General features: G+C 41.8%; 18 protein-coding genes and 1 pseudogene. 11 read left to right on the forward strand and 8 right to left on the reverse strand.

Annotated features, from left to right (window positions below; all coding sequences use genetic code 11):
• The first annotated feature begins 139 nt into the window (after positions 1–139).
• The 4 genes from guaB (at position 140) to recJ (ending at position 5,435) form a co-directional block, all read left to right on the forward strand.
• Positions 140–1,606, forward strand: coding sequence for an IMP dehydrogenase (gene guaB, locus FTV09_RS08355; protein WP_067761603.1), 1,467 nt, complete (start codon positions 140–142; stop codon positions 1,604–1,606).
• 118 nt (positions 1,607–1,724) lie between these two features.
• Positions 1,725–3,056 carry a phosphoglucosamine mutase gene (gene glmM, locus FTV09_RS08360; RefSeq protein ID WP_067761601.1) on the forward strand — a complete coding sequence of 444 codons (1,332 nt, stop codon included), beginning with the start codon at positions 1,725–1,727 and terminating at the stop codon, positions 3,054–3,056.
• An 18-nt stretch (positions 3,057–3,074) separates the two neighbouring features.
• Positions 3,075–3,731, forward strand: coding sequence for a pyridoxamine 5'-phosphate oxidase (gene pdxH, locus FTV09_RS08365; RefSeq protein ID WP_067761599.1), 657 nt, complete (start codon positions 3,075–3,077; stop codon positions 3,729–3,731).
• Positions 3,732–5,435, forward strand: coding sequence for a single-stranded-DNA-specific exonuclease RecJ (gene recJ, locus FTV09_RS08370; protein ID WP_180057938.1), 1,704 nt, complete (start codon positions 3,732–3,734; stop codon positions 5,433–5,435). It abuts the gene before it with no gap.
• A gap of 60 nt (positions 5,436–5,495) precedes the next feature.
• Here recJ and FTV09_RS08375 read toward each other — a convergent pair whose 3' ends face one another.
• Positions 5,496–6,284, reverse strand: coding sequence for a putative porin (locus tag FTV09_RS08375; RefSeq protein ID WP_180057941.1), 789 nt, complete (start codon positions 6,282–6,284; stop codon positions 5,496–5,498).
• Positions 6,285–6,610: 326 nt separating this feature from the next.
• Positions 6,611–7,507, reverse strand: a complete 897-nt coding sequence (locus FTV09_RS08380; protein WP_373687698.1) for a putative porin — start codon at positions 7,505–7,507, stop codon at positions 6,611–6,613.
• 122 nt (positions 7,508–7,629) lie between these two features.
• Between FTV09_RS08380 and prfB the strand changes: the two genes are divergently transcribed.
• The 5 genes from prfB to FTV09_RS08405 all read left to right on the forward strand — a co-directional run bounded on the left by prfB (position 7,630) and on the right by FTV09_RS08405 (position 12,604).
• A protein-coding gene (prfB, locus tag FTV09_RS08385) for a peptide chain release factor 2 (protein WP_180057942.1) occupies positions 7,630–8,725 on the forward strand; the annotation gives its coding sequence in 2 pieces (ribosomal slippage) (positions 7,630–7,701 and positions 7,703–8,725; 1,095 coding nt in all).
• 154 nt (positions 8,726–8,879) lie between these two features.
• Entirely contained in the window at positions 8,880–9,179 is a 300-nt protein-coding gene (locus tag FTV09_RS08390) for a helix-turn-helix transcriptional regulator (protein WP_180057944.1), read from the forward strand.
• A 30-nt stretch (positions 9,180–9,209) separates the two neighbouring features.
• Positions 9,210–10,298: an alkene reductase gene (locus FTV09_RS08395; protein ID WP_180057945.1), complete on the forward strand. Its 1,089-nt coding sequence runs from the start codon at positions 9,210–9,212 to the stop codon at positions 10,296–10,298.
• A gap of 87 nt (positions 10,299–10,385) precedes the next feature.
• On the forward strand, positions 10,386–11,666 hold the full coding sequence (locus tag FTV09_RS08400) for a 3-deoxy-D-manno-octulosonic acid transferase (RefSeq protein ID WP_180057947.1): 1,281 nt from the start codon (positions 10,386–10,388) through the stop codon (positions 11,664–11,666).
• A 227-nt stretch (positions 11,667–11,893) separates the two neighbouring features.
• Complete coding sequence (locus FTV09_RS08405; RefSeq protein WP_180057949.1) at positions 11,894–12,604, forward strand: 16S rRNA (uracil(1498)-N(3))-methyltransferase; 711 nt, start codon at positions 11,894–11,896, stop codon at positions 12,602–12,604.
• On the opposite strand, the gene FTV09_RS08410 is transcribed toward FTV09_RS08405, so the two are convergent.
• Together FTV09_RS08410 and FTV09_RS08415 are read right to left on the reverse strand one after the other, a co-directional pair.
• On the reverse strand, positions 12,590–13,561 hold the full coding sequence (locus FTV09_RS08410; RefSeq protein ID WP_180057951.1) for a mechanosensitive ion channel family protein: 972 nt from the start codon (positions 13,559–13,561) through the stop codon (positions 12,590–12,592). The two genes, FTV09_RS08405 and FTV09_RS08410, sit on opposite strands and share 15 nt — an antisense overlap.
• A 107-nt stretch (positions 13,562–13,668) precedes the next feature.
• A complete protein-coding gene (locus FTV09_RS08415) occupies positions 13,669–14,244 on the reverse strand; it encodes a DUF805 domain-containing protein (protein WP_034703916.1) in 576 nt (191 codons plus the stop codon).
• A gap of 260 nt (positions 14,245–14,504) precedes the next feature.
• On the opposite strand from FTV09_RS08415, the gene acs reads away from it, so the two are divergent.
• Both acs and FTV09_RS08425 read left to right on the forward strand, forming a co-directional pair.
• Complete coding sequence (gene acs / locus FTV09_RS08420; RefSeq protein WP_180057953.1) at positions 14,505–16,448, forward strand: acetate--CoA ligase; 1,944 nt, start codon at positions 14,505–14,507, stop codon at positions 16,446–16,448.
• A gap of 321 nt (positions 16,449–16,769) precedes the next feature.
• The gene (locus tag FTV09_RS08425) at positions 16,770–17,948 is read left to right on the forward strand and encodes an acyl-CoA dehydrogenase family protein (RefSeq protein ID WP_180057955.1); all 1,179 of its coding nucleotides are present in this window, start codon (positions 16,770–16,772) and stop codon (positions 17,946–17,948) included.
• Between the two features lie 40 nt (positions 17,949–17,988).
• Here FTV09_RS08425 and FTV09_RS08430 read toward each other — a convergent pair whose 3' ends face one another.
• The 4 genes and pseudogenes from FTV09_RS08430 to msuE form a co-directional block, all read right to left on the reverse strand.
• Entirely contained in the window at positions 17,989–18,603 is a 615-nt protein-coding gene (locus FTV09_RS08430) for a riboflavin synthase subunit alpha (protein WP_180057957.1), read from the reverse strand.
• A 111-nt stretch (positions 18,604–18,714) separates the two neighbouring features.
• Positions 18,715–20,136 carry a deoxyribodipyrimidine photo-lyase gene (locus FTV09_RS08435; RefSeq protein WP_180057959.1) on the reverse strand — a complete coding sequence of 474 codons (1,422 nt, stop codon included), beginning with the start codon at positions 20,134–20,136 and terminating at the stop codon, positions 18,715–18,717.
• 427 nt (positions 20,137–20,563) lie between these two features.
• The gene (gene sfnG / locus FTV09_RS08440) at positions 20,564–21,670 is read right to left on the reverse strand and encodes a dimethylsulfone monooxygenase SfnG (RefSeq protein WP_180057961.1); all 1,107 of its coding nucleotides are present in this window, start codon (positions 21,668–21,670) and stop codon (positions 20,564–20,566) included.
• Positions 21,671–21,706: 36 nt separating this feature from the next.
• A pseudogene (gene msuE / locus FTV09_RS08445) lies at positions 21,707–22,441 on the reverse strand (FMN reductase).
• Positions 22,442–22,755: the final 314 nt, after the last annotated feature.

The raw sequence follows: 22,755 nt of genomic DNA on the forward strand, positions 1-22,755 counted from the left end.
GAAAACTTGTATGAACCAGTCAGAAAACTTCAAGAAAGCATGCAAATTAGAAAACTCGCTGCATAATTGCCGCAATAAAAATGAAAATTGAACGGAAATTTGTATATAATGGCTCACGGAAATTACCAGCGAGACTGTTATGTTGACCATCGTTCAAGAAGCCCTAACCTTTGATGATGTCTTATTACTCCCTGCCTATTCTACTGTTCTCCCTAAAGATGTCTCCCTAAAGACACGTTTCACTCGTGGCATTAATCTGAATATCCCACTTGTATCTGCTGCAATGGACACCGTGACTGAATCACGTATGGCAATTGCAATGGCGCAAAATGGTGGTATCGGTATCCTGCACAAAAACATGGATATTGCTGCACAAGCTGCAGAAGTTCGCCGCGTGAAAAAATTCGAAGCAGGTATGGTGAAAGATCCTATTACCGTGACTCCTGAAACAACTGTACGTGAGCTGATTGCTTTAACACAAGCAAATAACATCAGCGGTGTCCCTGTTGTGAAAGACGGTAAAGTGGTGGGTATTGTTACTGGTCGTGACACTCGCTTTGAAACTAATCTTGAGCAGCCTGTTAGCAACATCATGACAGGTCAAGATCGTTTGGTGACTGTTCGTGAAAACGAATCTAAAGAAAACATCCAGGCATTATTACAAAAGCACCGTATTGAAAAAGTTCTTGTTGTAAATGACAACAATGAGTTGAAAGGTTTAATTACCGTTACTGATTTCCGTAAAGCTGAAAGCTATCCAAACAGCTGTAAAGATGACCTCGGTCGTTTACGCGTGGGTGCTGCTGTCGGTACAGGTGCTGAAACGCCAAGTCGTGTTGAAGCATTGGTTGAAGCTGGTGTTGATGCAATTGTTGTTGATACAGCGCATGGTCACTCTGCTGGTGTAATTGAACGTGTACGTTGGGTGAAAGCAAACTACCCACAAGTTCAAGTGATTGGCGGTAACATTGCTACTGGTGATGCTGCTCTTGCATTATTAGATGCGGGTGCAGATGCAGTGAAAGTTGGTATTGGTCCTGGTTCAATCTGTACAACACGTATTGTTGCGGGTATCGGTATGCCACAGATTTCTGCAATTGACTCTGTTGCTAATGCATTGAAAGATCAAATTCCATTGATCGCTGACGGCGGTATCCGTTTCTCTGGTGATATGGCGAAAGCGATTGGTGCAGGCGCGAGCACAATTATGGTGGGTTCACTCATGGCAGGTACTGAAGAAGCACCTGGCGAAGTTGAATTTTTCCAAGGTCGTTACTACAAAGCATACCGTGGTATGGGTTCATTGGGTGCAATGGCGGGTGCGACAGGTTCTGCTGACCGTTATTTCCAAGACTCTAAAGCGGGCGCTGAAAAATTAGTACCAGAAGGTATTGAAGGTCGCGTACCGTACAAAGGCCCTATGGGTAACATTGTGCATCAAATGATGGGTGGTCTTCGTTCATCTATGGGTTATACCGGTTCTGCGGTGATTGATGACCTCCGTAAAAATGCACAATTTGTAAAAATTACAGCCGCTGGTATGTCTGAATCACATGTACATGATGTGACTATTACCAAAGAAGCACCGAACTACCGTGTTGGTTGATATTTGGTAGCTTTTAGCCGAAAAGGCCGTCATTTATATGACGGCTTTTTTGTTTTTGGTGTAAAGTGTTTGCAGTAAAAAGTGATGATTAAGATCACCATTAAGAAGTGAGTACAACATGAGTTATTTTGGTACAGATGGCATTCGTGGTAAGTTCGGTGAGCTCCCAATTACCCCAGAATTTGCTTTAAAATTAGGGTTTGCTGCAGGTAAAGTATTAAAACAATACAGTAAAAAAGCGAAGCCAATTGTTGTACTGGGTAAAGATACCCGTTTATCAGGTTATATTTTAGAGTCAGCTTTACAAGCAGGTTTAAACGCTGCTGGTGTATACGTGCATTTACTTGGGCCACTTCCAACACCTGCAATTGCGCATTTAACTCGTGCACTGCATGCAAGTTTGGGTATTGTGATTTCAGCTTCGCATAATCCCTATTTTGATAATGGTATTAAATTCTTCTCAAGTGAAGGCAAAAAGTTGCCAGATGAAATTCAAGAAGCCATTAACAAAGAACTTGAAAATGATTTAGTCATCGAAGACCCAGCAAACTTAGGTAAAAGTGTGCGTGTCAAAGATGCTAATGGTCGTTATATCGAATTTTGTAAATCGACGTTCCCATACCATTTTGACTTAACCGGTTTAAAAATTGTAGTGGACTGTGCCAATGGTGCCGCCTATAGCGTTGGTCCATCGGTATATCGTGAGCTCGGTGCAAAAGTTATTGCCCTATATAACGAACCAGATGGTTTGAACATCAACAAAGATTGCGGTTCAACCCATCCTGAACAATTACAAAAAGCCGTTGTTGAGCACCAAGCAGACTTAGGTATTGCCTTTGATGGAGATGCCGACCGTGTCATTATGGTAGATAAAAATGGTCAGCAAATTACCGGTGATCATATTCTGTATATCTTAGCGACTCAAGCCAATCAAAAGCCTGCGGGTATCGTCGGTACGGTTATGAGTAATATGGCATTGGAAATTGCGCTAGATAAAGCCCAAGTACCATTACTGCGTGCCAAAGTCGGTGACCGTTATGTATTGCAAGGTTTGGAAGAAAAAGGCTGGGTAACAGGTGGTGAGCCATCAGGTCATATTCTGACTTTAGATAAGAGCACCACAGGTGATGCGATCATTGCTTCACTACAAGTGTTGACCGTCATGGTTGAACAAGGCAAAGCCTTGCATGAACTTGTGGAAGGTTTTGAATTATTGCCAAACGTATTAGTGAATGTACGCCTTGCAGCGATGTTTGACCCGTATGCTGTACCAGCTTTGGTGTCTGAATTTGAAAAAGCTGAAGCGCAGTTAAAAGGTCGCGGTCGTATCTTAATTCGTAAGTCAGGCACTGAGCCAGTCATTCGTGTGATGGTTGAGGGTGATAATTTGGATGAAGTGACTGCTTTAGCCAATCATTTAGCGGATGCTGTACGTGCCAATGCGGCATAAGTCATTGGGGATTTTTCCATGAATGATGTAATTAAAGATTTAAGCGAACTGCGTTTAACTTACCAAAAAGGCGAGCTACACGAAGATCAGGTCAATGCTGTGCCACATGAGCAATTTTTGTTGTGGTTTAATCATGCATTAGAAGCGCAGCTACATGAACCGTATGCCATGTCATTGGCAACGGCGAATGCCCAAGGTCGTCCGCATGTCCGCACTGTGTTACTACGCGGTGCAACCGAAGCTGGTTATGATTTTTATACCAATTATGACAGCCAAAAGGGCAATGATTTAGCAGAAAATCCTTATGCTGAATTGTTATTTTATTGGCAAGAGCAAGAACGTCAGATTCGTGTGAGTGGTCGTGTAGAAAAGATTTCACTGTCTGAGTCAACTGACTACTACCATAAGCGTCCGCGTGATAGCCAAATTGCTGCACACATCAGTACGCCACAAAGTGGGATAATTGAGAGTCGTGAGGAGTTGCAACAGCGTTTTCAAAACCTGCATGACCAAGTGGAAGCGAAAGCCGTGTTAGCCAAACCTGAGTTTTGGGGTGGTTATCGTTTAGTGCCCGATTATTACGAATTTTGGCAAGGTCGTCCAAATCGCTTGCATGACCGTTTGTGCTATGTAAAACACGATGATCAGTGGGTTTTACAGCGATTGATGCCTTAAATGTCGAATATTTTAATTCAACAACGACCTTATTTGACACGCCCTGAAGATATTCAGGGCGTTGCCCCATTTATTGCAGATTTATTGGCGCGGCGTGGGGTACAGTCAGCACAAGAACTTGAGTTAAAACTGAAGCATTTGCATGCCCCTAACTTAAAAGGTTTAGAGCAAGCGATTGAACTGATTGATCAAGCAATTGATACTCAAAAGAAAATCGTCATTGTTGGTGATTATGACGCCGATGGTGCAACCAGTACAGCACTGATGATCTTAGCACTGCGCGAGATGGGCGCAGATGTTGAATATTTGGTTCCTGATCGCTTCAAATATGGGTATGGCTTGACACCTGCCATCGCGGATCTGGCTTTTGTAACCTATACGCCCGATATGTTGATTACTGTAGATAATGGTATCTCCAGTCATGCTGGGGTAGAGCAAGCGCAAGCACATGGTATGCAAGTGATCATTACTGATCACCATCTCACGACCAAAGCGACGCCACAGGCAGAAGCCGTGGTAAACCCAAATCAATTGGGCTGCGAATTTCCAAGCAAAGCGCTGGCAGGGGTCGGTGTTGCATTTTATGTGTTAGCTAATTTAGCTAGCCATCGAAAAAAATGCGGTAAATCTTCGGCGAATCTTTCGCAATATTTAGATTTGGTCGCTTTGGGCACTTATGCCGATGTTGCCAGTTTAGATTTAAACAATCGTATATTGATTGATGCCGGTTTAAAGCGTATTCAACAAGGACTCTGCCGACCAGGAATTAGTGCCTTATTAGATATAGCTGGACGTGATCCAAAAAGTCTAAAAGCACAAGACTTGGGTTTTGTGATTGGTCCACGCTTAAATGCGGCGGGGCGTATGGAGACCATGGATATTGGGATCGAATGCCTGATTGCGGCCGATTTAAGTACTGCTTATCCTTTAGCACAGCAACTCAATCAACTGAATGTAGAACGTCGACAAGTCGAATGGCAGATTAAACAAGAAGCCTTAGCTGAACTTGAACATATCCAATTGGATCATAATGATTTGCCAGCGGCATTAATCATGTTTGAACAACATTGGCATCAAGGTGTGATCGGGATTGTTGCTGGGCGTTTAAAAGAACAATTTCACCGACCCGCGATTGTCTTCGCGGCAGATGAAGATGGGATTCACATCAAAGGTTCAGCGCGCTCTATTGAAGGGATTCACATTCGTGACAGTATTGAACGCATTGCAGAATTACATCCACATTTGGTCAGTCATTTTGGTGGACATGCCGCCGCCGCGGGTTTAACTATTCAAAAGCAGCATTTTGCTGAATTTAAAACAGCATTTGAAGCCTTGATTGCAGAGCAAGATGAGAGTCTATTTCAGGCGACCATTTGGACGGATGGGGTGTTGCCTGATTTGGCATTTAATGTTGATACGGTCGAAATATTACAGAATTTAAGCCCATGGGGACAAAAATTTCCTGCGCCAGTTTTTGATGGCAAGTTTAAGATTATTGACTATCGTTGGTTAAAAGATGTGCATCTTAAATTGAAAGTGGCATTGGATAATGGCCAAATGGTCGAGGCGATCGCTTTTAATGCCGCGGACAAATATGATTTCAATCCGATGCTAGATCAGGTTCACTTAGTTTATGAACTTGATAAAAATGAATATCGTGGAAATGTGAGTTTGCAGTTGCGGGTGCTGCATTTAATGCAATAGCGAGAACATAAAAAAACCGCTCATAAGAGCGGTTTTTTTATGTTCTAACCTCAGTAGAGATTAGAAACGATATTTAGCTGCTACACCAAAAGAGTTGTAATCGTTATTACCAACTTCACCGAAGCCTACACGACCTTCAAGGCTCACTTGTTGGTTAAAGAATTTACGTGCATTGATACCAAATTCGCTCTTGTCGGTAATATCATTATTGTGATAATCAGCACCAACACTGAAGGTTTTATCAATGAAGTAATCAGCTGCTAGATTGAATTCATCTAGATCACCAAATGCTGCACCTGCTTCAAGATTGATGTCTTTACCATTGCTTAATGTCGTTACATATTTAGCACGTAATGTTGGATCTACACCATCATCGTTATCGTTGTCATAACCTTTAAGACCTGCAGCAATTAATAGGCCTGGAGCTGGAAGGTAACCAACTTCAGCGGCATAATAAGTGGTATCAAAGTCATATTTTTGACCTAATACATTGAAACGTTCAGTTTCATTTTGACTGACATTACCGCTTAAGTAAAAGTCAGAATTTGGTACGAAGATTTCAGCACCAACACCATAAGTGTTGTCATCTACATCGCCACGATCAGCAAATGTTGCGTGTGCATTTACATTACTCGCACGGTTTAAGAACGCCGCTTCAGCTAGTGGTGCATTACGTGTTTGAACTGGATTAAAGTAATATGTACCATCTACACCAAATTGGCTACCAGAGCTTCCATTATCTGGGTCGATGTATCCAGCTGAAGCACCTACTTCTGCTTGGTATGCATGTGCAGTACCTGTGATTGCAACTACAGAAAGAAGTGCTGAAGCAATTGCTAGTTTTTTCATGGAAACTACCCCTCTAAATATTTGGCTAAATTTAATACATTTTTTGTTACAACTTTTAGTCTAGAGAGTTTTTGAAAAGGGTCAATCACCGCAAAGTTGCTGAACTGTGTATTTGGTAATTTTATGTAATTTAATATTTATAAATATTTGATATATATAAACTTATTTTTAATGTTTTGTTTTATTAAAACTGTGTAGATAATATGAATTTTGTTGGTTTTGATTATTAAATGTTCTAAATTTAAAGTAATTATTGCAAAACAGATAAAAGAATTACGCCGCATTATGCGGCGCAATTCTTAAATATAATTTCTAATTCAAGTGAATTAGAAACGGAAAGTTGCGTTGATGTTGAACGCTTGAACATCATCACCAAAACCAACTTGACCACCGATTGCTAGATTCGGGTTAAGGAAGTATTTTGAACGAATAGCGAAGAAATCGGTATCTTCTGCACCGTTATCAACGATGTTATAAGCTGCACCAATGCTAAATGCTTGGTCGAAGTAGTAGTCTGCACCAATTGTTGCAGAGTCTACGTCACCAAAAGCACCATCAGCTTCAAGGTTGATGTATTGACCGTTGTTTAAAGGTGCAACGTATTTTGCTTTAACGGCAAAACGGTTGTCTTCATCTTCATCATTGTCACCTTGATAGCCATCAATACCTACAGCAAGTAAAAGGTTTGATACAGGAAGATAACCAACCAATGCACGGTAAGTTGTTACATCATAGTCTTCATCATAAATTGTTTGGCCGTATTCAGTCGCTTTATCATTTTGTTGACCAAAACCAATTTCACCATTGATATAGAATTGATCTACAAAATATTCGATGCCCGCAGTTAGATGGTGAGTTTCTGTTTCACCTTCATAACCCAAAACTTCATTACTTTCCCAGTTGTTATAAGAATAACCTAGGTAAGCATTGCTGTTATGACCAAGAAAAGCTGCTTCATTTAATGGGCCTTTACCAGTTTGAACTGAATCAAAATAGAAAGTTCCTTTAAGATTAAGCGTATTATCTGTATCTGTGATGTTGTCATCCCAATCTGTATAGGTAAAACCACCATCAATTTGCGCATCATAAGCAAAAGTTGATGAAGTGATAACAGCTAAACCTAGTGCAAGTAATGTCTTTTTAGTGCAAGTAATGTCTTTTTCATGAAACCCTCTAACATTATTGTTGTAAAAAAATTGTAATAAATCATAAAGTGTGCGTATTGTTCATATTGTGGGCAGTGAAGTCAATCGCCACGATGCTCAATCAGTCTGAAATAGCATAAAAGGTCTGTGATATAATGTGCGGCTATTTAAGCCAAAATTATTGATTGAGAGTAATTCACGTGGAAATTAATCCGTATCTATTACAGCTAAAAGACTTAAACGACCGTGGTCAAACATTACGGGGGTATCTTTGACTACGATCTAAAGAAAGAGCGTTTAGAAGAGGTTCTACGTGAGCTGGAAGATCCAGCAATTTGGAATGACCAAAACCGTGCACAAGCGATGGCCAAAGAAAAAGGCGAGCTTGAAAACGTTATTAATGTATTAGAAGGTTTGGCTGCACAACTTGAAGATGCACAAGCGATGCTTGATTTAGCGGTTGAGGCGGATGAAGAATCCATGCTTGAAGACGTGCAAGCGGAGTTGAGCGCAGCAGAAGAAGAACTCGCAAAACTTGAGTTCCGTCGTATGTTCAGCAACCCAATGGACCCGAATCCATGCTATGTTGAAATTCAAGCGGGTTCAGGTGGTACAGAGGCACAAGACTGGGCGTCTATGTTATTACGTATGTACTTACGTTGGATTGAACGTCATGGTTTTAAAGCTGAAGTGATGGAAGAATCTGACGGTGATGTGGCAGGGATTAAATCTGCAACCATTCGTGTAGAAGGTGAATATGCATACGGTTGGTTACGTACTGAATCTGGCGTACACCGCTTAGTGCGTAAGTCACCATTTGACTCAGGTAACCGTCGTCATACGTCATTCTCTGCGGTCTTTGTTTCACCGGAAATTGATGACAATATTGAAATTGAAATCAATCCAGCTGATGTACGTACGGATACCTATCGTGCCTCTGGTGCTGGTGGTCAGCATATTAACAAAACTGACTCTGCGGTACGTTTAACCCATGCACCAACTGGTATTGTCGTGGCATGTCAGAACCAACGTTCACAGCACGCTAACCGTGACCATGCCTGGAAACAATTACGTGCAAAACTCTATGAATTAGAGATGAAAAAACGTAATGATGCAGCTCAAGCTTTGGAGGACACAAAGTCTGACATTGGTTGGGGTAGCCAAATTCGTTCATACGTTTTGGATGATTCACGTATTAAAGACTTACGTACCAGTGTTGAAAGTTCAAACACCGGTGCGGTTCTTGATGGTGATTTAGATAAATTTATTGAAGCCAGCCTGAAACAAGGTTTGTAATTTAAATTTATTGTAAAAACAAAGTTCTATTGTGTTGTGATTAATATATCTAAAATATTCGATATAAAAATCGAAAAAATGCGATATATTAAGCACAGGACGCTGAATAGAACTTTGTTGTTCATTTTATTGTTTGATTAAACCAGTCTGAATTATGGATGTTGATTTAATTTTTAAAGCGCTTGCAAATCCTACTCGCCGACAAATTTTGGAATGGTTGAAATCGCCAGAACAGTTTTTGTCTGAAGAGCAATGTGGCGGCTTTAAGCGTGGTGTCTGTGCAGGCAATATCGAAAAATTGGGTAATGTCTCTCAATCGACCATGTCGAATCATTTGTCTGTGTTGCAGCAGGCGGGTTTAATTCAAGCTGAAAAATATGGTCAATGGTCATATTTTTCCCGCAATGAAGTCCTTATTCAGCAATATATTGATTACTTGCAAAACTCACTTTAAAACAAAACCAAAGTGAGCGTCGAGGCAATTATGGCTGAGTTCAATACGCCGCTAATTTTAGGCGATCTCCATCTTAAAAACCGAATCATCATGGCACCATTAACACGTTGCCGTGCAACTGATGATCGTGTACCAACCCCAATGATGGCTGAGTACTATGCACAGCGTGCCAGTAGTGGCCTGATTATTTCTGAAGCGACGGTCATTTCTGAAGAAGCCAATGGTTATCGTAATACTCCGGGCTTATTTACGGATGCACAAGTACAAGGCTGGAAAAAGGTGACAGAAGCTGTACATGCGCAAGAGGGCTTAATTGTCGCACAGCTTTGGCATGTCGGTCGTGTCTCTGACCCAGAACTTTTGAATGGTGAAACACCAGTATCGGCAAGTGCTGTGCAACAAGCGGGTCACGTGAGTTTACTCCGTCCAAAACGTGGCTATGTGGTACCACGTCCACTCGAAATTGCAGAAATTAAAAATATTGTTGAACAATATAAAAATGCCGCTATTCGTGCCAAGGATGCAGGTTTTGATGGCGTAGAGTTACATGCAGCCAATGGTTATTTAATTGACCAATTCCTACAAAGTAAAACCAATTTACGTGAAGATGAGTACGGTGGTTCTGTAGAAAACCGCACACGTCTATTACTCGAAGTGGTTGATGCCTTAATTGAAGTCTGGGGTGCTGGTCGTGTAGGTGTACATTTGGCGCCACGTGGTGATGAACATGATATGGGCGATGATGCTCCACGTGAAACTTTCGGCTATATAATGGAACAATTGGGTAAACGCCAAATTGCATTTTTCTTTACACGTGAATATTTGGCAGAAGACAGTATCAGTGAAGAGATGAAAGCACGTTCAGGTGGTGTACCATATATTGCCAATATGCGTTTAAGTCGTGCGGATGCACTTGAATTATTGGCTTCAGGTAAAGCCGATGCTGTTTCTTTTGGTAAGGCATATATTGCCAATCCAGATTTGTATGAACGTTTGCTGGTGAATGCTCCATTGAATGAATTACAGTTAGAAAATATGATTGGAACGGATGTAGCCGAAGGCTATATTGATTATCCCAGCATGAAAAATAAATTTGGTTCAGGCCGTTCAACGTATTAATCGATACTTGAATACGCATTATCCATTAACATGTGGATAATGCTCTGATATATTCTGCCGATTCCATTTGATTTTGGGCGACAACATTTGACTACTCCTTTTTGGTATAACGCTGCTTTAGCGCTGATTAAGCCGCTATATCAATGGCGCATTAAAAAACGTGCGAAGGATGATTTACAGTACCAACAAGAGTGTCTAGAACGCTTTGGGCCATTTCAAGCAGTTAAAAATACGCAGGCGATTTGGTTTCATGTGGTTTCTGTTGGGGAGACCAATGCAGCACAGCCGCTCATTGAGCATTATTTAAAAACTGGTCATTCAGTTTTGGTGACGAATACCACCAAAACAGGTCAAGCTCGATCAAAATCACTTTTTCTAAAAGAACCGTATGCGCAGCTATTTCAAGCCGTGTATCTACCTGCCGATCAAAAAAAATTAGTTCGTACCTTTATTCAAAAATATCAACCGAAAATGTTGGCCTTGGTCGAAACTGAACTTTGGCCCAATTTACTGATTGAAGCCGATCAAGCACAAGTGCCGTGCTTATTAATAAATGCACGCTTATCTGAAAAGTCGGCTAAGGGCTATGGCAAAGTACCAAGTCTGACTAAGCCGATGTTACGCAGTTTAAAGCAATTGTTAGCACAAGATCAGGCAAGCTGTCAGCGCTTTATTGAATTGGGTATGCCAGAGGAACGGACAAAAGTGGTCGGCAGTATTAAATTTGATATTGCCGCACCTGCATCTTTTATCGCCCAAGCGGAACAATTCAGACAGCAATGGCAATTGTCGAATCGAAAAATCATTACCTTAGCCAGTACACATGCGCCTGAGGAACAGTATTTACTCACGGCACTGCAGCCCTTTTTAAATCAGCATCCCGAACTGTTATGTATCGTGGTACCACGTCATCCAGAACGCTTTGATGAAGTCTATGCCGAATCGCAAACACTGAATTTAAATACCCAGCGCCGCAGCCTTAATCAGACCATTTTGCCTGATACACAAGTGTATTTAGCAGACAGTATGGGGGAAATGTGGTTGTGGTACGCATTGAGTCAGGCTTGTTTTGTGGGTGGATCGCTCAATGAACCGGGTGGTGGGCACAATATTTTAGAGCCGATCGCGTTAAATGTGCCGACAGTTTTGGGTAAGAATTATTTTAATTTCCAGACCATTGTGGATGAGTTCGTTGCTGCTGAAGGCGTGAGAGTAGTGCAAGATGCAGAACAGGCTGCTCAGGTGTTGTTTGAGTTAATCGAAGATAAGCTTCAAGCTCAGTGTTTGAATGCTGCTGCGCAGCAGATTATGCAAAAGAATACAGGGTCATTGGCTCAACATATTCAAGTGATTGATCAGTACCTTTAAGTTTGAATTTTGCGATACATTAATTTTTATTAGGCAAGTTTTATCACCGCCTTATTTTATTGTGATAGTCGAACATCCTATTCGTAGGCATAATCTACTTTTAAAGGATTAAAAGTAGCAAAAATCCTTTGTACGCTGGAGGTACTTCCTGTACCTCAGCGCACTGGCGACATCCATGTCGCCTGTCCTCAATGACATATGCTTTGCGTGAATTGATATGGTTATTTATGAACATCGTCTTGCTTGATCCTCGTCAAACTGAATCTGAACTTTGGAGTATTAGCGCCAAACGTCAAATTGAGCATTTAACTACGCATGTGGATATTCAAGTAGGTGATACCCTGAAAGTTGGCATTCGAGAAGGGAAACGCTATTTAACCGAGATCGTGAGCATTGACGAGACTTGTGTTCAACTCAAACCATTACAAGAAGAAATTGTTCCAGCAAAGCATCCCGTGACTTTAATTGTGGCGATGCCACGTCCCAAAGTATTACGTCGATTAATAATGGATGCAGTGACATTAGGCGTTGAAAAAATTATTTTGCTGCATAGTTATCGGGTGGATAAAAGCTATTGGCAGACGCCTTTTTTACAGCAACTAGATCAATACGTGACTTTGGGTTTAGAACAGGCAGGCGACACTATTGCACCCAAAATTGAACTGTATAAACGCTTTAAACCCTTTGTCGAAGATATTCTACCCAGCATGATTACAGAGACTTGTCCGGCATATGTCGCGCATCCTTATGTGGAACAAGCTATGCCTGCGGGGATCAATCATGCGTGTAGCATCATTATTGGCCCTGAGGGCGGATTCATCCCTTATGAAGTTGATTTACTCATAAAAAACGGCTGCCAAGCGGTAAGTCTTGGCAACCGTATTATCCGTACTGAAACTGTCATTCCATACGTTTTAGGGCGCTTATTTAGCTGTTGATGCTTCAGTCTCGGTTTGATCACCACGATAGACTTTGACTTCCTGTACTGGGTAAGGAATCGAAATGTTATGTTCAGCAAAGGCTTGAATCACCCGTTCCTGAACGGCACTGATTGAGGTGCCTATGCCTGTTTCAGTGGTATTGACCCACCATAAGGCTTTGAGGGTAATCGAGAAGTCTGCCAGTGCAATCACATTGACGCTAAATGCAGGTTGACTCAGGATGGTCGGATCTTTATCCAGAATTGCAGTAATAATATCCTTGGCTTTCTGGATATCATCTTCATAACCGATCCCGACCGAAAATTCACAGCGGCGACGGGTATAAGCAGTATTCACTGTGACTGCACTGGTATAGACCGTAGCATTTGGAATTACGATACGACGGCCATCTGGAGAGCGTAAAAAGGTTGCACGAATCTGGATATCTTCCACGGTACCTTCCATGCCATTGACGATAATGTCATCGCCAATCTTGAAAGGTTCGCCCAGTAAAATCAGTACACCTGAGAGCAGGTTCTGGAAAATATCCTTAAATGCGAAACCGATCGCCACCGAACCAATCCCAAGCGCACTCATCAGCTGACCTGGGGTGAAACCTGGAATCGCAATCACCAGCCCGATTAAAACACCGAAGAAAACAATCACGGTACTACCGACACGGTTCAGCACCAGCACCAGATTCTGTCGGGTATAAGTACGGTTTTCTAAAGTCTTACGGACAAAAAACTTAAACAGTTTTGACAGTAACCAGAAAATGACAATGACTGTTAGCGCAATACAGAAATAAGGCACACGCTCCCAGAAACCCTCCATGATCTTGTCAATGGTGCTATAGGCATCATTGTACTTGGAGGTATGTTCGATCACAGTTTGGGCAGTTTTTTCAGTCGCCTGATGCAGGAGCTCAGTCGTCCCTTCAGTTACCTGGCTTAAAGTATTCTCTTGCTCAGCCACAAAAACTCCACAATTTAAATTTCGCTTATTTTGCCTCAACTACAGCAAAAAATTAACAACAGCGAAGTTTATACACAATATATTTATGCAAAACAGACACAATTGGTTTAAAAGAACTCAGTCGTTTTTTGTTTCACTTCACTTGGGATTCTTGAAGGTTCACCTTCACTCATATAAGAGAATAATGCAGTCGTCGCCAATAGGCTCAATACGGTAAAAATGATTACCAGCCAAGCTACAATCTTTTCCCAGACGGGGCTTGTACGTATTGGGCCATACTGATTGCTGCCTCTTGTTCCTGGAAAAAGCAGGATATAGATCCAGACAAAAAGATTGATCAAAGGCACAAAGAATAGCAGCATCCACCAACCACTGCGGTCCAGATCGTGTAAGCGCCGTACCGTAATCACAATACCGAAATACAGGTAGACCAGCATGATTGCCAAGGCAAACAGGCTGGACAGGCCATGTAGGGAAATTTGCCAGTTCGAATCTACCGATAGGCTGGCAATGTTCACAATATCAATACTTAAACCTAGCGCAATACTGCTGCATAAGAAAATAAACTGTAAAAATGCAGACCAGGCAATAAAACTTAAACGTCCAAATCGGCCCCTGATCGATAAGGGATGATCTGCTGCAGGAAAAGGAGGAGGGAAATAGGAAGGGTCAGTTGAATTCATGGGCAAGATCCTAAGCCTGTATAAAATACAGCGAGAGTGGGAGACTCATTTTATTTGACGATAGCAATATCTGGCTGACTTTGGCCATAGTGAGCGTTATCCGAAGTTATTCTGATTGAATTTGAATAAATAATCTACGACGAAAGCATGATTGTCGGATTTGAAATATGCAGTACATACTGCCATTATGCATAAAAAACAATCAACAAAATGCCATCAAGCTCTCGTGATGAGATAGAACAAGATCAAGGAAGCGAACAATGAAAGAAATCTATCTAGTACCAGCAGAATTTAAGAAAACCGCACGTACCACTGATACAGAGTATTTTGAGCGTTATCAGCAATCCATTGAACAACCGGACGAATTTTGGGCGGAACAGGCGCAAAAGCTTGACTGGATCAAGCCATTCACTCAAGTAAAAAATACTAACTTTCATCAAGATAATTTCAAAATCGAATGGTTTGCTGATGGTGAGCTCAATGTCAGTGCCAATTGTTTAGATCGACACCTAAAAGAGCATCCACATAAACCGGCTATCATTTGGGAAGGGGATCATCCCTCACGGCATAAAATTATTTCCTTTGAAGAATTGCATGATGAAACCTGCCGTTTTGCTAATGTATTGAAAAAACATGGGGTAGGTAAAGGCGACCGTGTAGTGCTGTATATGCCAATGGTGCCAGAAGCTGCAATCGCTATGTTGGCTTGTACGCGGATTGGGGCGGTACATTGTGTGGTCTTTGGCGGTTTCTCACCGGATTCATTAGCCAGTCGTATAGAAGACAGTCAAGCGAAAGTGGTGATTACTGCTGACTGTGGTATGCGAGGCGGTAAGCCGATCCCACTTAAAGAAAATGTGGATGTCGCATTAGACATTCAGGGTACAGCATCGGTGCAAAATGTGATTGTGGTACACCGTACTGGTAACCCAATTGAAATGAAGCCTGAGCGTGACTTGTGGTACCACATGGAAATTATGTCAGTGAATGACATTTGCCCACCTGAACCCATGAATGCCGAAGATCCACTGTTTATTTTGTACACATCAGGTTCAACAGGTAAACCAAAAGGTGTTTTGCATACCACTGGCGGCTATTTAACCTATGTCAATTGCAGCTTCCGTGAAGTTTTTGACCTTAAACAAGATGATGTATTTTGGTGTACAGCCGATGTCGGTTGGATTACGGGACATTCTTATGTGTTGTATGGGCCATTGTCGAATGGTACAACCACAGTCATGTTTGAAGGTGTACCACAATATCCAAGTTGGGCTCGGACCGGACATATTGTCGATAAGCACAATGTCACCATTCTCTACACCGCACCAACTGCGATTCGCGCGATGATGCGTGAAGGAGATGCCTTTGTTCGTGAAAGTGACCGCAGCAGTTTACGTCTCTTAGGTTCGGTGGGTGAACCGATTAACCCTGAAGCATGGAATTGGTACTATACCGTAGTGGGTGAAAGCCGTTGTCCGATTGTCGATACATGGTGGCAGACGGAAACAGGCGGCTTCATGATTACCCCATTGCCAGGTGCAACTGATTTGAAACCAGGTTCTGCAACACGTCCGTTCTTTGGTGTACAGCCTGCAATTGTCGATGCAGATGGCAACGAACTTGAAGGCGCAGTGGAAGGAAACTTAGTGATTAAGGACTCTTGGCCTGGGCAGATGCGGACGATTTGGGGTGATCCTGAGCGCTTTATTGAGGCCTATTTCTCTACCTATCCAGGCACATACTTCACTGGAGATGGTGCGCGCCGAGATGAGTCGGGCTATTACTGGATTACAGGTCGTGTGGATGATGTTTTGAATGTTTCAGGGCATCGACTGGGTACAGCTGAAATTGAAAGTGCCTTGGTAGCACATGATGCTGTAGCTGAATCGGCGGTTGTGGGGATGCCACATGATATTAAGGGGCAGGGAATTTGTGCCTTCGTGACCTTACAGGCGGATGCTGTCGAAACAGATGAATTACGGCAAGAATTGGTAGCGTGGGTACGTAAAGTATTAGGTCCTGTGGCAACTCCTGATGCATTACACTGGGCACCCTCGTTACCGAAAACACGTTCAGGTAAAATCATGCGTCGTATTTTAAGAAAAATTGCGGCAAATGAGCTAGATAGTTTAGGCGATACTTCGACTTTGGCAGAGCCACAAGTGGTCGAGCATCTAATTGCGACAGTGTATCCAAAGTCATAAGGACTTATTAGCAATAAAATTATGATTGAGAGCACCTTCTCCCTCTTGGGAGAAGGTTTGGAGCAGGAGAGGTACTTCTTACACATTCTTTTATGTTAGGACATAAAAGTGCTCCTTCCTTAAAAATAAGCGCGAACGTTCATGATATTTGATCATTACACAAACGACTTATGCAAAATTTAGCCCATGAAGTTATCTAACTTTAGGCATTGAATCCATCCCAAGATATAGATTTTAGAGATATAGACTGCAGGCATTTAGCTAAGCCATATGCCTCAGCTTTGTTAAGCTAAAACGGTAATAGAATAATCAGACAGACTTATGAATGCTTCTACTCAACTGACTCAAACACCTATTGAAATTGCACAACAGCTGGCGGCTGAATTTGCCAAGACCGCAGCAGAGCGTGACAAGACCGGAGGAAACCCCAAAGCCCAGCGAGATTTAATTCGCCAAAGTGGTTTGTTGGGTTTATCCATTTCAAAACAATATGGTGGGCAGGGTGCAGATTGGCATACGATTTTCAAAACCATTCAAACCATTGCGCAAGCCGATAGCTCTTTGGCACATGTTTATGGTTTCCATCATTTATTGATTGCGACAGTTCAACTTTTTGCCCAGCCTGAACAATATGGGCCATGGTTTGAACAAACGGCGCGTGACAACTTATTTTGGGGTAATACATTAAATCCACTCGATCGACGTACGTCGGCGACTCAACTTTCTGAACATGAGTTCGTATTTCATGGCGATAAAAGCTTTTGTTCAGGTTCAATGGACTCAGACGTTTTACTATGCTCAGGCTTCAATGCGGAGAATAAATTACTGATCGGGGTAATTCCAACCGCGCGTGAAGGTGTCAGTTTTTTAGGTGATTGGAACAATATGGGACAACGCCAAACGGACAGTGGCACCAGCCATTTTGAGCAGGTGAAAATTCATAAAGATGAATTATTATTGAACCCAGGCCCATTAAGTACACCGTATTCGAGTTTACGCCCTTTGATTGCACAGTTGATCTTTGTACATATGTTCTTGGGGGTAGCCGAAGGGGCATTTGAAACAGCAAAAGAAACGGTACAAAGCCAAAAAGCATGGTCAAAATCTTTAGCTGAAAATGCAGTGAATGATCCCTTTACCCAAAAGCATTTTGCAGAATTTTATGTGCAACTCGAGAGCGTACGCTTGCTGGCTGAAAAAGCGGTTCATACTCTACAATGGGCATGGGATATTGGCGAAGCCCTGGATGCCGAGCAACGAGGTCAGGTGTCGATTGCAATTGCAACAGCAAAAATTGCAGCAACCAATAGTTCATTATTTATAACCCAAAATATATTCCAAGTTATGGGGGCTCGTGCAACCACTGCGAAGTTAAACCTAGACCGTTTCTGGCGTAATGTGCGGACACAGACATTGCATGATCCAATTGATTATAAATATCAAGAGCTAGGTGAATGGGTATTGACAGCTAAAGTGCCCGATCCTAGTTTTTACTCGTAGATCAAAATCAAAAGCCTCCAAATGGAGGCTTTTTTAATATTTAACGTTGGTGAATATTTTCTAAAGTATCAACCAAAGTTCGTGTGGTTTGGTCAATTTCATAATTGACTGCATCACCGACTTGAATGTCTTTCCACGTGGTCAATCGTAGCGTTTCAGGAATGAGATCGACTGAAATTTCTGATGTCGTGCGGTCGACACGGTTCACGGTCAAGCTACATCCATTTAAACCAATAAAACCTTTGAGAAAGAAATATTTAATATTACCGTTTGGGATTTGAATATCTAAATGCAGGGTATCGCCATGTCGGCTCAGTTGTTTGACTTGAGCCGTACCTTCAATATGTCCATACAAATTATGCCCACCATTTTCAGCACCAACTTTGGCAGAGCGTTCAATATTCACCTCATCACCTGCGCTGAGTAGTTTTAATGTGGTTAAGCGATTGGTCAGGTCAGACACATCAAAATGTACTTGATTTGCGCCAAGATCAATCTGTGTCGCTGTTAAGCACACGCCATTAATTGCCACGCTTGCACCAATAAAAACATCGTGGAAAAAATTCTGATTATTGGAAATCACCAAAGTCGTGAAGCCATTGCCTTGACGAACTTCTAAGACTTTTTCTAAACCTTGCACGATGCCTGTATACATGGAGAACTCTACTCTGTTTTTGCTTATTGTAAGGACTAAATTGAGCGAGGGCTATCTTTCACTACGCTGAAAATATGCATAATATTGTTCAGTCTGTGCAATGTAAAAATTTCAGCCCAACGCTTTAAATATCTCAATCGCACGTAAGCGTGATTGTTTTAAATCTACGATAGGTTTCGGGTAATTTAAGTCTAATTGCAGATTTTTAGCATAAGGCTCATGAATTTGTTTGGCATCAAGATGCGCCAATTCAGGTAACCACTGGCGTAGATAATCACCGTGCGCATCAAACTTTTGCGATTGGCTGATCGGATTAAAAATACGGAAATAGGGCACAGCATCCGTACCTGTAGAAGCACACCATTGCCAACCACCATTATTGGCAGCCAAATCACCATCGACTAAATGTTGCATAAACCATTGCTCACCCAGTCGCCAATCAATCAGTAAATTTTTACTCAGGAACATGGCGCAAATCATACGAACACGGTTATGCATCCAACCCGTTGCTAAAAGTTGCCGCATGCCAGCATCGACAATAGGAATACCTGTTTGACCTTGCTGCCAGGCCTCTAGATCTTGCGGGGCATCACGCCAAGCAATGCGAGCTGTCTTGATTTGAAAGGGCTGATGTTTAGAAACACGCGGAAAATCAAACAAAATATGTTGATAGAATTCTCGCCAAAGTAATTCATCTAGCCATGTTTGTTGTCCTTTGCCTTCTAAGTGAAAGTAGCCGTTTTGCTCACGAAATAAGGCTTGTAGGCACTGACGAATCGATAAAATTCCAAGGTTCAAATATAACCCTATGCGACTGGTACTGTTCAGCGCAGGAAAGTCACGCTCATCAGCATAATGGGCTAGACCATGGGCCATAAATTCATCTAAGCAATGCTGTGCATGGGCTTCACTCATTGGCCAAAGCGTTTGCTGTTCAGTACTGATCTTCGCCGAATAAAAATCATCTAGAGTGAAGGGTGTTTGCCACAGGGCATGCTTGGCTAAAGCGGTTTGCGCATCAATGGCTGGGTAGCAACTCGGTATACTGATGCTGAGTCGTTCATAGCAACTTTTCTTAAATGCGCCAAAGACTTGATAAGGTTTATTGGATTGATTTCGAATGCTACCGACTGGAAAGAGGGTTCGATCATGATAAAGCTGTACCGAGATCCCTTGCTGTTCTAATTGTTGTTGAACCTGCGCATCGCGTCGTAGTTCATTCACACCCAATTCAACATGTGCATGTACTTGTTTAATTTTTAGTTCCATACAAATTTTACCGAGTGTATGGGCAATGCCAGACCATAGCGGAATATGTTGGATGATGAGCGGAATATTCAACGTGTCCAATTGCTGACGCAAAATATGAAGTTGCCTTAAGTAGCAATCAATTTTTATTGCAGCATCGTCATGAAGTGCCCACTGCTGTGGGGATAGTGCTATGAACGCAACCGTTGGACCAGATTGTCGAGCATGCCAAAGTGCAGTGTGATCTTGCAGTCGTAAATCTTGGCGAAACCAAACCAATTGCATAGCTCTACCTTTGTGGATGCAGCATAAGATTGAACAGTGTATAAAAATCTAAATGAGTTATAAACGCAAAGAAGTTGTTTTTATGCTTTGCTTTGGGATAAGGCAAACGTTAGTACATCGCATGATATGGAGATTTTTGCTTAATTTGATATGGCGGTGATTCTAGTCAAGATTACTTTGAAGGTGATTAAGTTGAAGTCATCAAGCTGTAGCACATTTCCAGGCTCAAAAATAATTTTTAAATTTCGATTTTTATCTGAAGCGCGCACTATTCATTGCTCATGTTTTGATGTCATTTCTATGCGTGCCGATCTTATCTTTTATCCATCCGCATAAAAAATCCCCCAAGCCGAGCCTTGGGGGATGAAATTGGAGTTACCATTCTATCGTTATTATGCTGATTGTATGGACTTGTACAGAATCAGTTTTAAGCTGATTTTGCTGACACAACTTGCTGCTGTTGTGCTTCAAGTTCACGAACCAGTGGCAACACTTTTTCACCGAAATATTCAACTTCTTCAATAAAGTGTAAGAAGCCAGAAAGAACCAAATCGACACCTACACTTTTTAATTCGACAATGCGTTCAGCAATTTGCTGTGGTGTGCCAATTAAGTTGGTTTTAAAACCATCGTTATACTGAACTAAATCTTCAAAAGTTGATTTTGCCCAGTTACCTTCGCCTTCAGCCGTGGCAGCACCTGCTTCACGTGTCGCATCACCAAATGAATTCACCGCTTGGATATTGGCTTTGGCAATGATTTCTTGGAGTACCGCTTGTGCTTCTTCTTCAGTATCACGGGCGATCACAAAAGCATTCACACCAATTTTGACCTGATGATTATTGACCTTGGCTTTTTCACGAATATCATCAATTTGTTTTTTTAGTTCGGCTGGTGTGTTGCCATTGGTGAAATACCAATCTGATACACGTGAAGCCATATCTCGTGCTGCACGTGAACTTCCGCCTTGGAAAATCTCAATATGTGGTTTTTGGATGGGTTTAGGCGACAGCGTGTAGTCTTTAAACTGGTAATACTTACCATCAAAATTAAAGTTATTTTGAGTCCAAACGCCTTTTAAGCTACGGATAAATTCTTCAGAACGTGCATAACGTTGGTCATGCTCCGGCCATTCTTCACCGATGGCATCAAATTCACCGCGGAACCAACCACTCACGACATTAATGGCAATTCGGCCATTGCTTAGATGGTCAATCGTGGCCAATTGTTTCGCGGCCAAAGCCGGTTTCCAAGGGCCTGGCAAAATAGCAGCAATCACTTTGAGTTTTTCTGTTTTGGCTAAAATACCATGACTGAAGCTGACTGATTCATGCTGATTTTCGGCATTATAACCAGCGGTGAAACGAATTTGCGTCAAGGCATATTCGAAGCCACTTTTTTCTGCTGCTTGGGCAAGACGGACGTTGTAGTCATAGCTCCAATCGGTACGTTGTTCGATATTACTAACCACCAAACCACCGCTCACGTTTGGTACCCAATACGCAAATGTTATGTTTTTATCTTGTACTGACATTTTGCAAACCCTCTGGATATAAGTGCTAACGCTGCATTAAGCGACTTGTGTTTGTGGTGGTTTTTTGCTGTGTAGGCGTGCTTCAGCCGCATCTAAATTAGGTACAGCAGCAGATGGCAGCACTTCTTCTTATTCGATTTGTTTATTAATGCCCAAGTTTTGGTTAGCTTGTTGTGATTTTTCTTTTACGACTTCAGCACGTTGACCTTTTGCAGGAGCCCATTCCAAAATTGGTAAAGCACGTGCAACTGCAAGGGTAATACGGTCACGTAATAATTCACTGTGAATGGTGTATTCAGGTGTGAAGTCTTTATCAGTTGCATACACACCAATTGGTAGTGTTTGTGCTTGGAAGAAGCTAAATAGTGGACGTAGTTGATGTTCAAGTACCAATGCATGACGCTCAGAACCACCTGAAGCTGCGAGTAAAACAGGTACGTCAACCAAGGCTGTTTGTTCAACAAAGTCAAAGAAATGCTTAAATAAACCAGTGAACGATGCACGGTAAACGGGTGTACCTACAATTAACGCATCAGCAGCTTCTACCGCAGCTAAGTCATCTTGTACACGTTGTGGCAATTGGTTGCGGTAAATTGCACCACCCAATAGATTGCCAATTTCGCTAAACTTAATGAAATGTACATTGATAGGTGTTGCATCACCAAGTTCATCAATAATGGCTTGAACCAATGCTTCAGTTTTTGACGGGTTGTTTAGACCACCTGACACAGCAACAATATTCAGGGGTTTTTGTACATTTAAATTAGACATTTTTTAAACCTAAAAGGATGGTTTCTCGGAATGCCTTTTATTAATCCCGATGGGGGTATAGCTGTAAAATAACCAAAATCAGAAAAGTTATCTGATTTTAAGATATGCGCTGAATAGGACTAAATTAGTTGGAATAAAAAAAATAAATTGTTGAAATATCAACATATATTGCTTTTAGATAAGCTTTTAGGACTTACGCATTGACGGATTCAAAAAAGTATTAAAATACTTTATAAAGTATCTGTGATCAGACGAATTAAACATGCTTCTACAGCAACTTGTACATTACCCATTTATATGGGCTTTCTCATGAC

Origin of the sequence: Acinetobacter sp. YH12227 (assembly GCF_013417785.1) — a bacterium.
Taxonomy (GTDB): domain Bacteria; phylum Pseudomonadota; class Gammaproteobacteria; order Pseudomonadales; family Moraxellaceae; genus Acinetobacter; species Acinetobacter gandensis.

Excerpts from the sequence above, each read along its gene's own strand:
- glmM (WP_067761601.1), top strand. The coding sequence starts at position 1,725 with ATGAGTTATTTTGGTACAGATGGCATTCGTGGTAAGTTCGGTGAGCTC.
- FTV09_RS08425 (WP_180057955.1), top strand. The coding sequence starts at position 16,770 with ATGAATGCTTCTACTCAACTGACTCAAACACCTATTGAAATTGCACAA.
- acs (WP_180057953.1), top strand. The coding sequence starts at position 14,505 with ATGAAAGAAATCTATCTAGTACCAGCAGAATTTAAGAAAACCGCACGT.
- FTV09_RS08405 (WP_180057949.1), top strand. The coding sequence starts at position 11,894 with ATGAACATCGTCTTGCTTGATCCTCGTCAAACTGAATCTGAACTTTGG.
- recJ (WP_180057938.1), top strand. The coding sequence starts at position 3,732 with ATGTCGAATATTTTAATTCAACAACGACCTTATTTGACACGCCCTGAA.
- FTV09_RS08435 (WP_180057959.1), bottom strand. The coding sequence starts at position 20,136 with ATGCAATTGGTTTGGTTTCGCCAAGATTTACGACTGCAAGATCACACT.
- sfnG (WP_180057961.1), bottom strand. The coding sequence starts at position 21,670 with ATGTCAGTACAAGATAAAAACATAACATTTGCGTATTGGGTACCAAAC.
- FTV09_RS08415 (WP_034703916.1), bottom strand. The coding sequence starts at position 14,244 with ATGAATTCAACTGACCCTTCCTATTTCCCTCCTCCTTTTCCTGCAGCA.
- FTV09_RS08430 (WP_180057957.1), bottom strand. The coding sequence starts at position 18,603 with ATGTATACAGGCATCGTGCAAGGTTTAGAAAAAGTCTTAGAAGTTCGT.
- pdxH (WP_067761599.1), top strand. The coding sequence starts at position 3,075 with ATGAATGATGTAATTAAAGATTTAAGCGAACTGCGTTTAACTTACCAA.
- FTV09_RS08375 (WP_180057941.1), bottom strand. The coding sequence starts at position 6,284 with ATGAAAAAACTAGCAATTGCTTCAGCACTTCTTTCTGTAGTTGCAATC.
- guaB (WP_067761603.1), top strand. The coding sequence starts at position 140 with ATGTTGACCATCGTTCAAGAAGCCCTAACCTTTGATGATGTCTTATTA.
- FTV09_RS08390 (WP_180057944.1), top strand. The coding sequence starts at position 8,880 with ATGGATGTTGATTTAATTTTTAAAGCGCTTGCAAATCCTACTCGCCGA.
- FTV09_RS08395 (WP_180057945.1), top strand. The coding sequence starts at position 9,210 with ATGGCTGAGTTCAATACGCCGCTAATTTTAGGCGATCTCCATCTTAAA.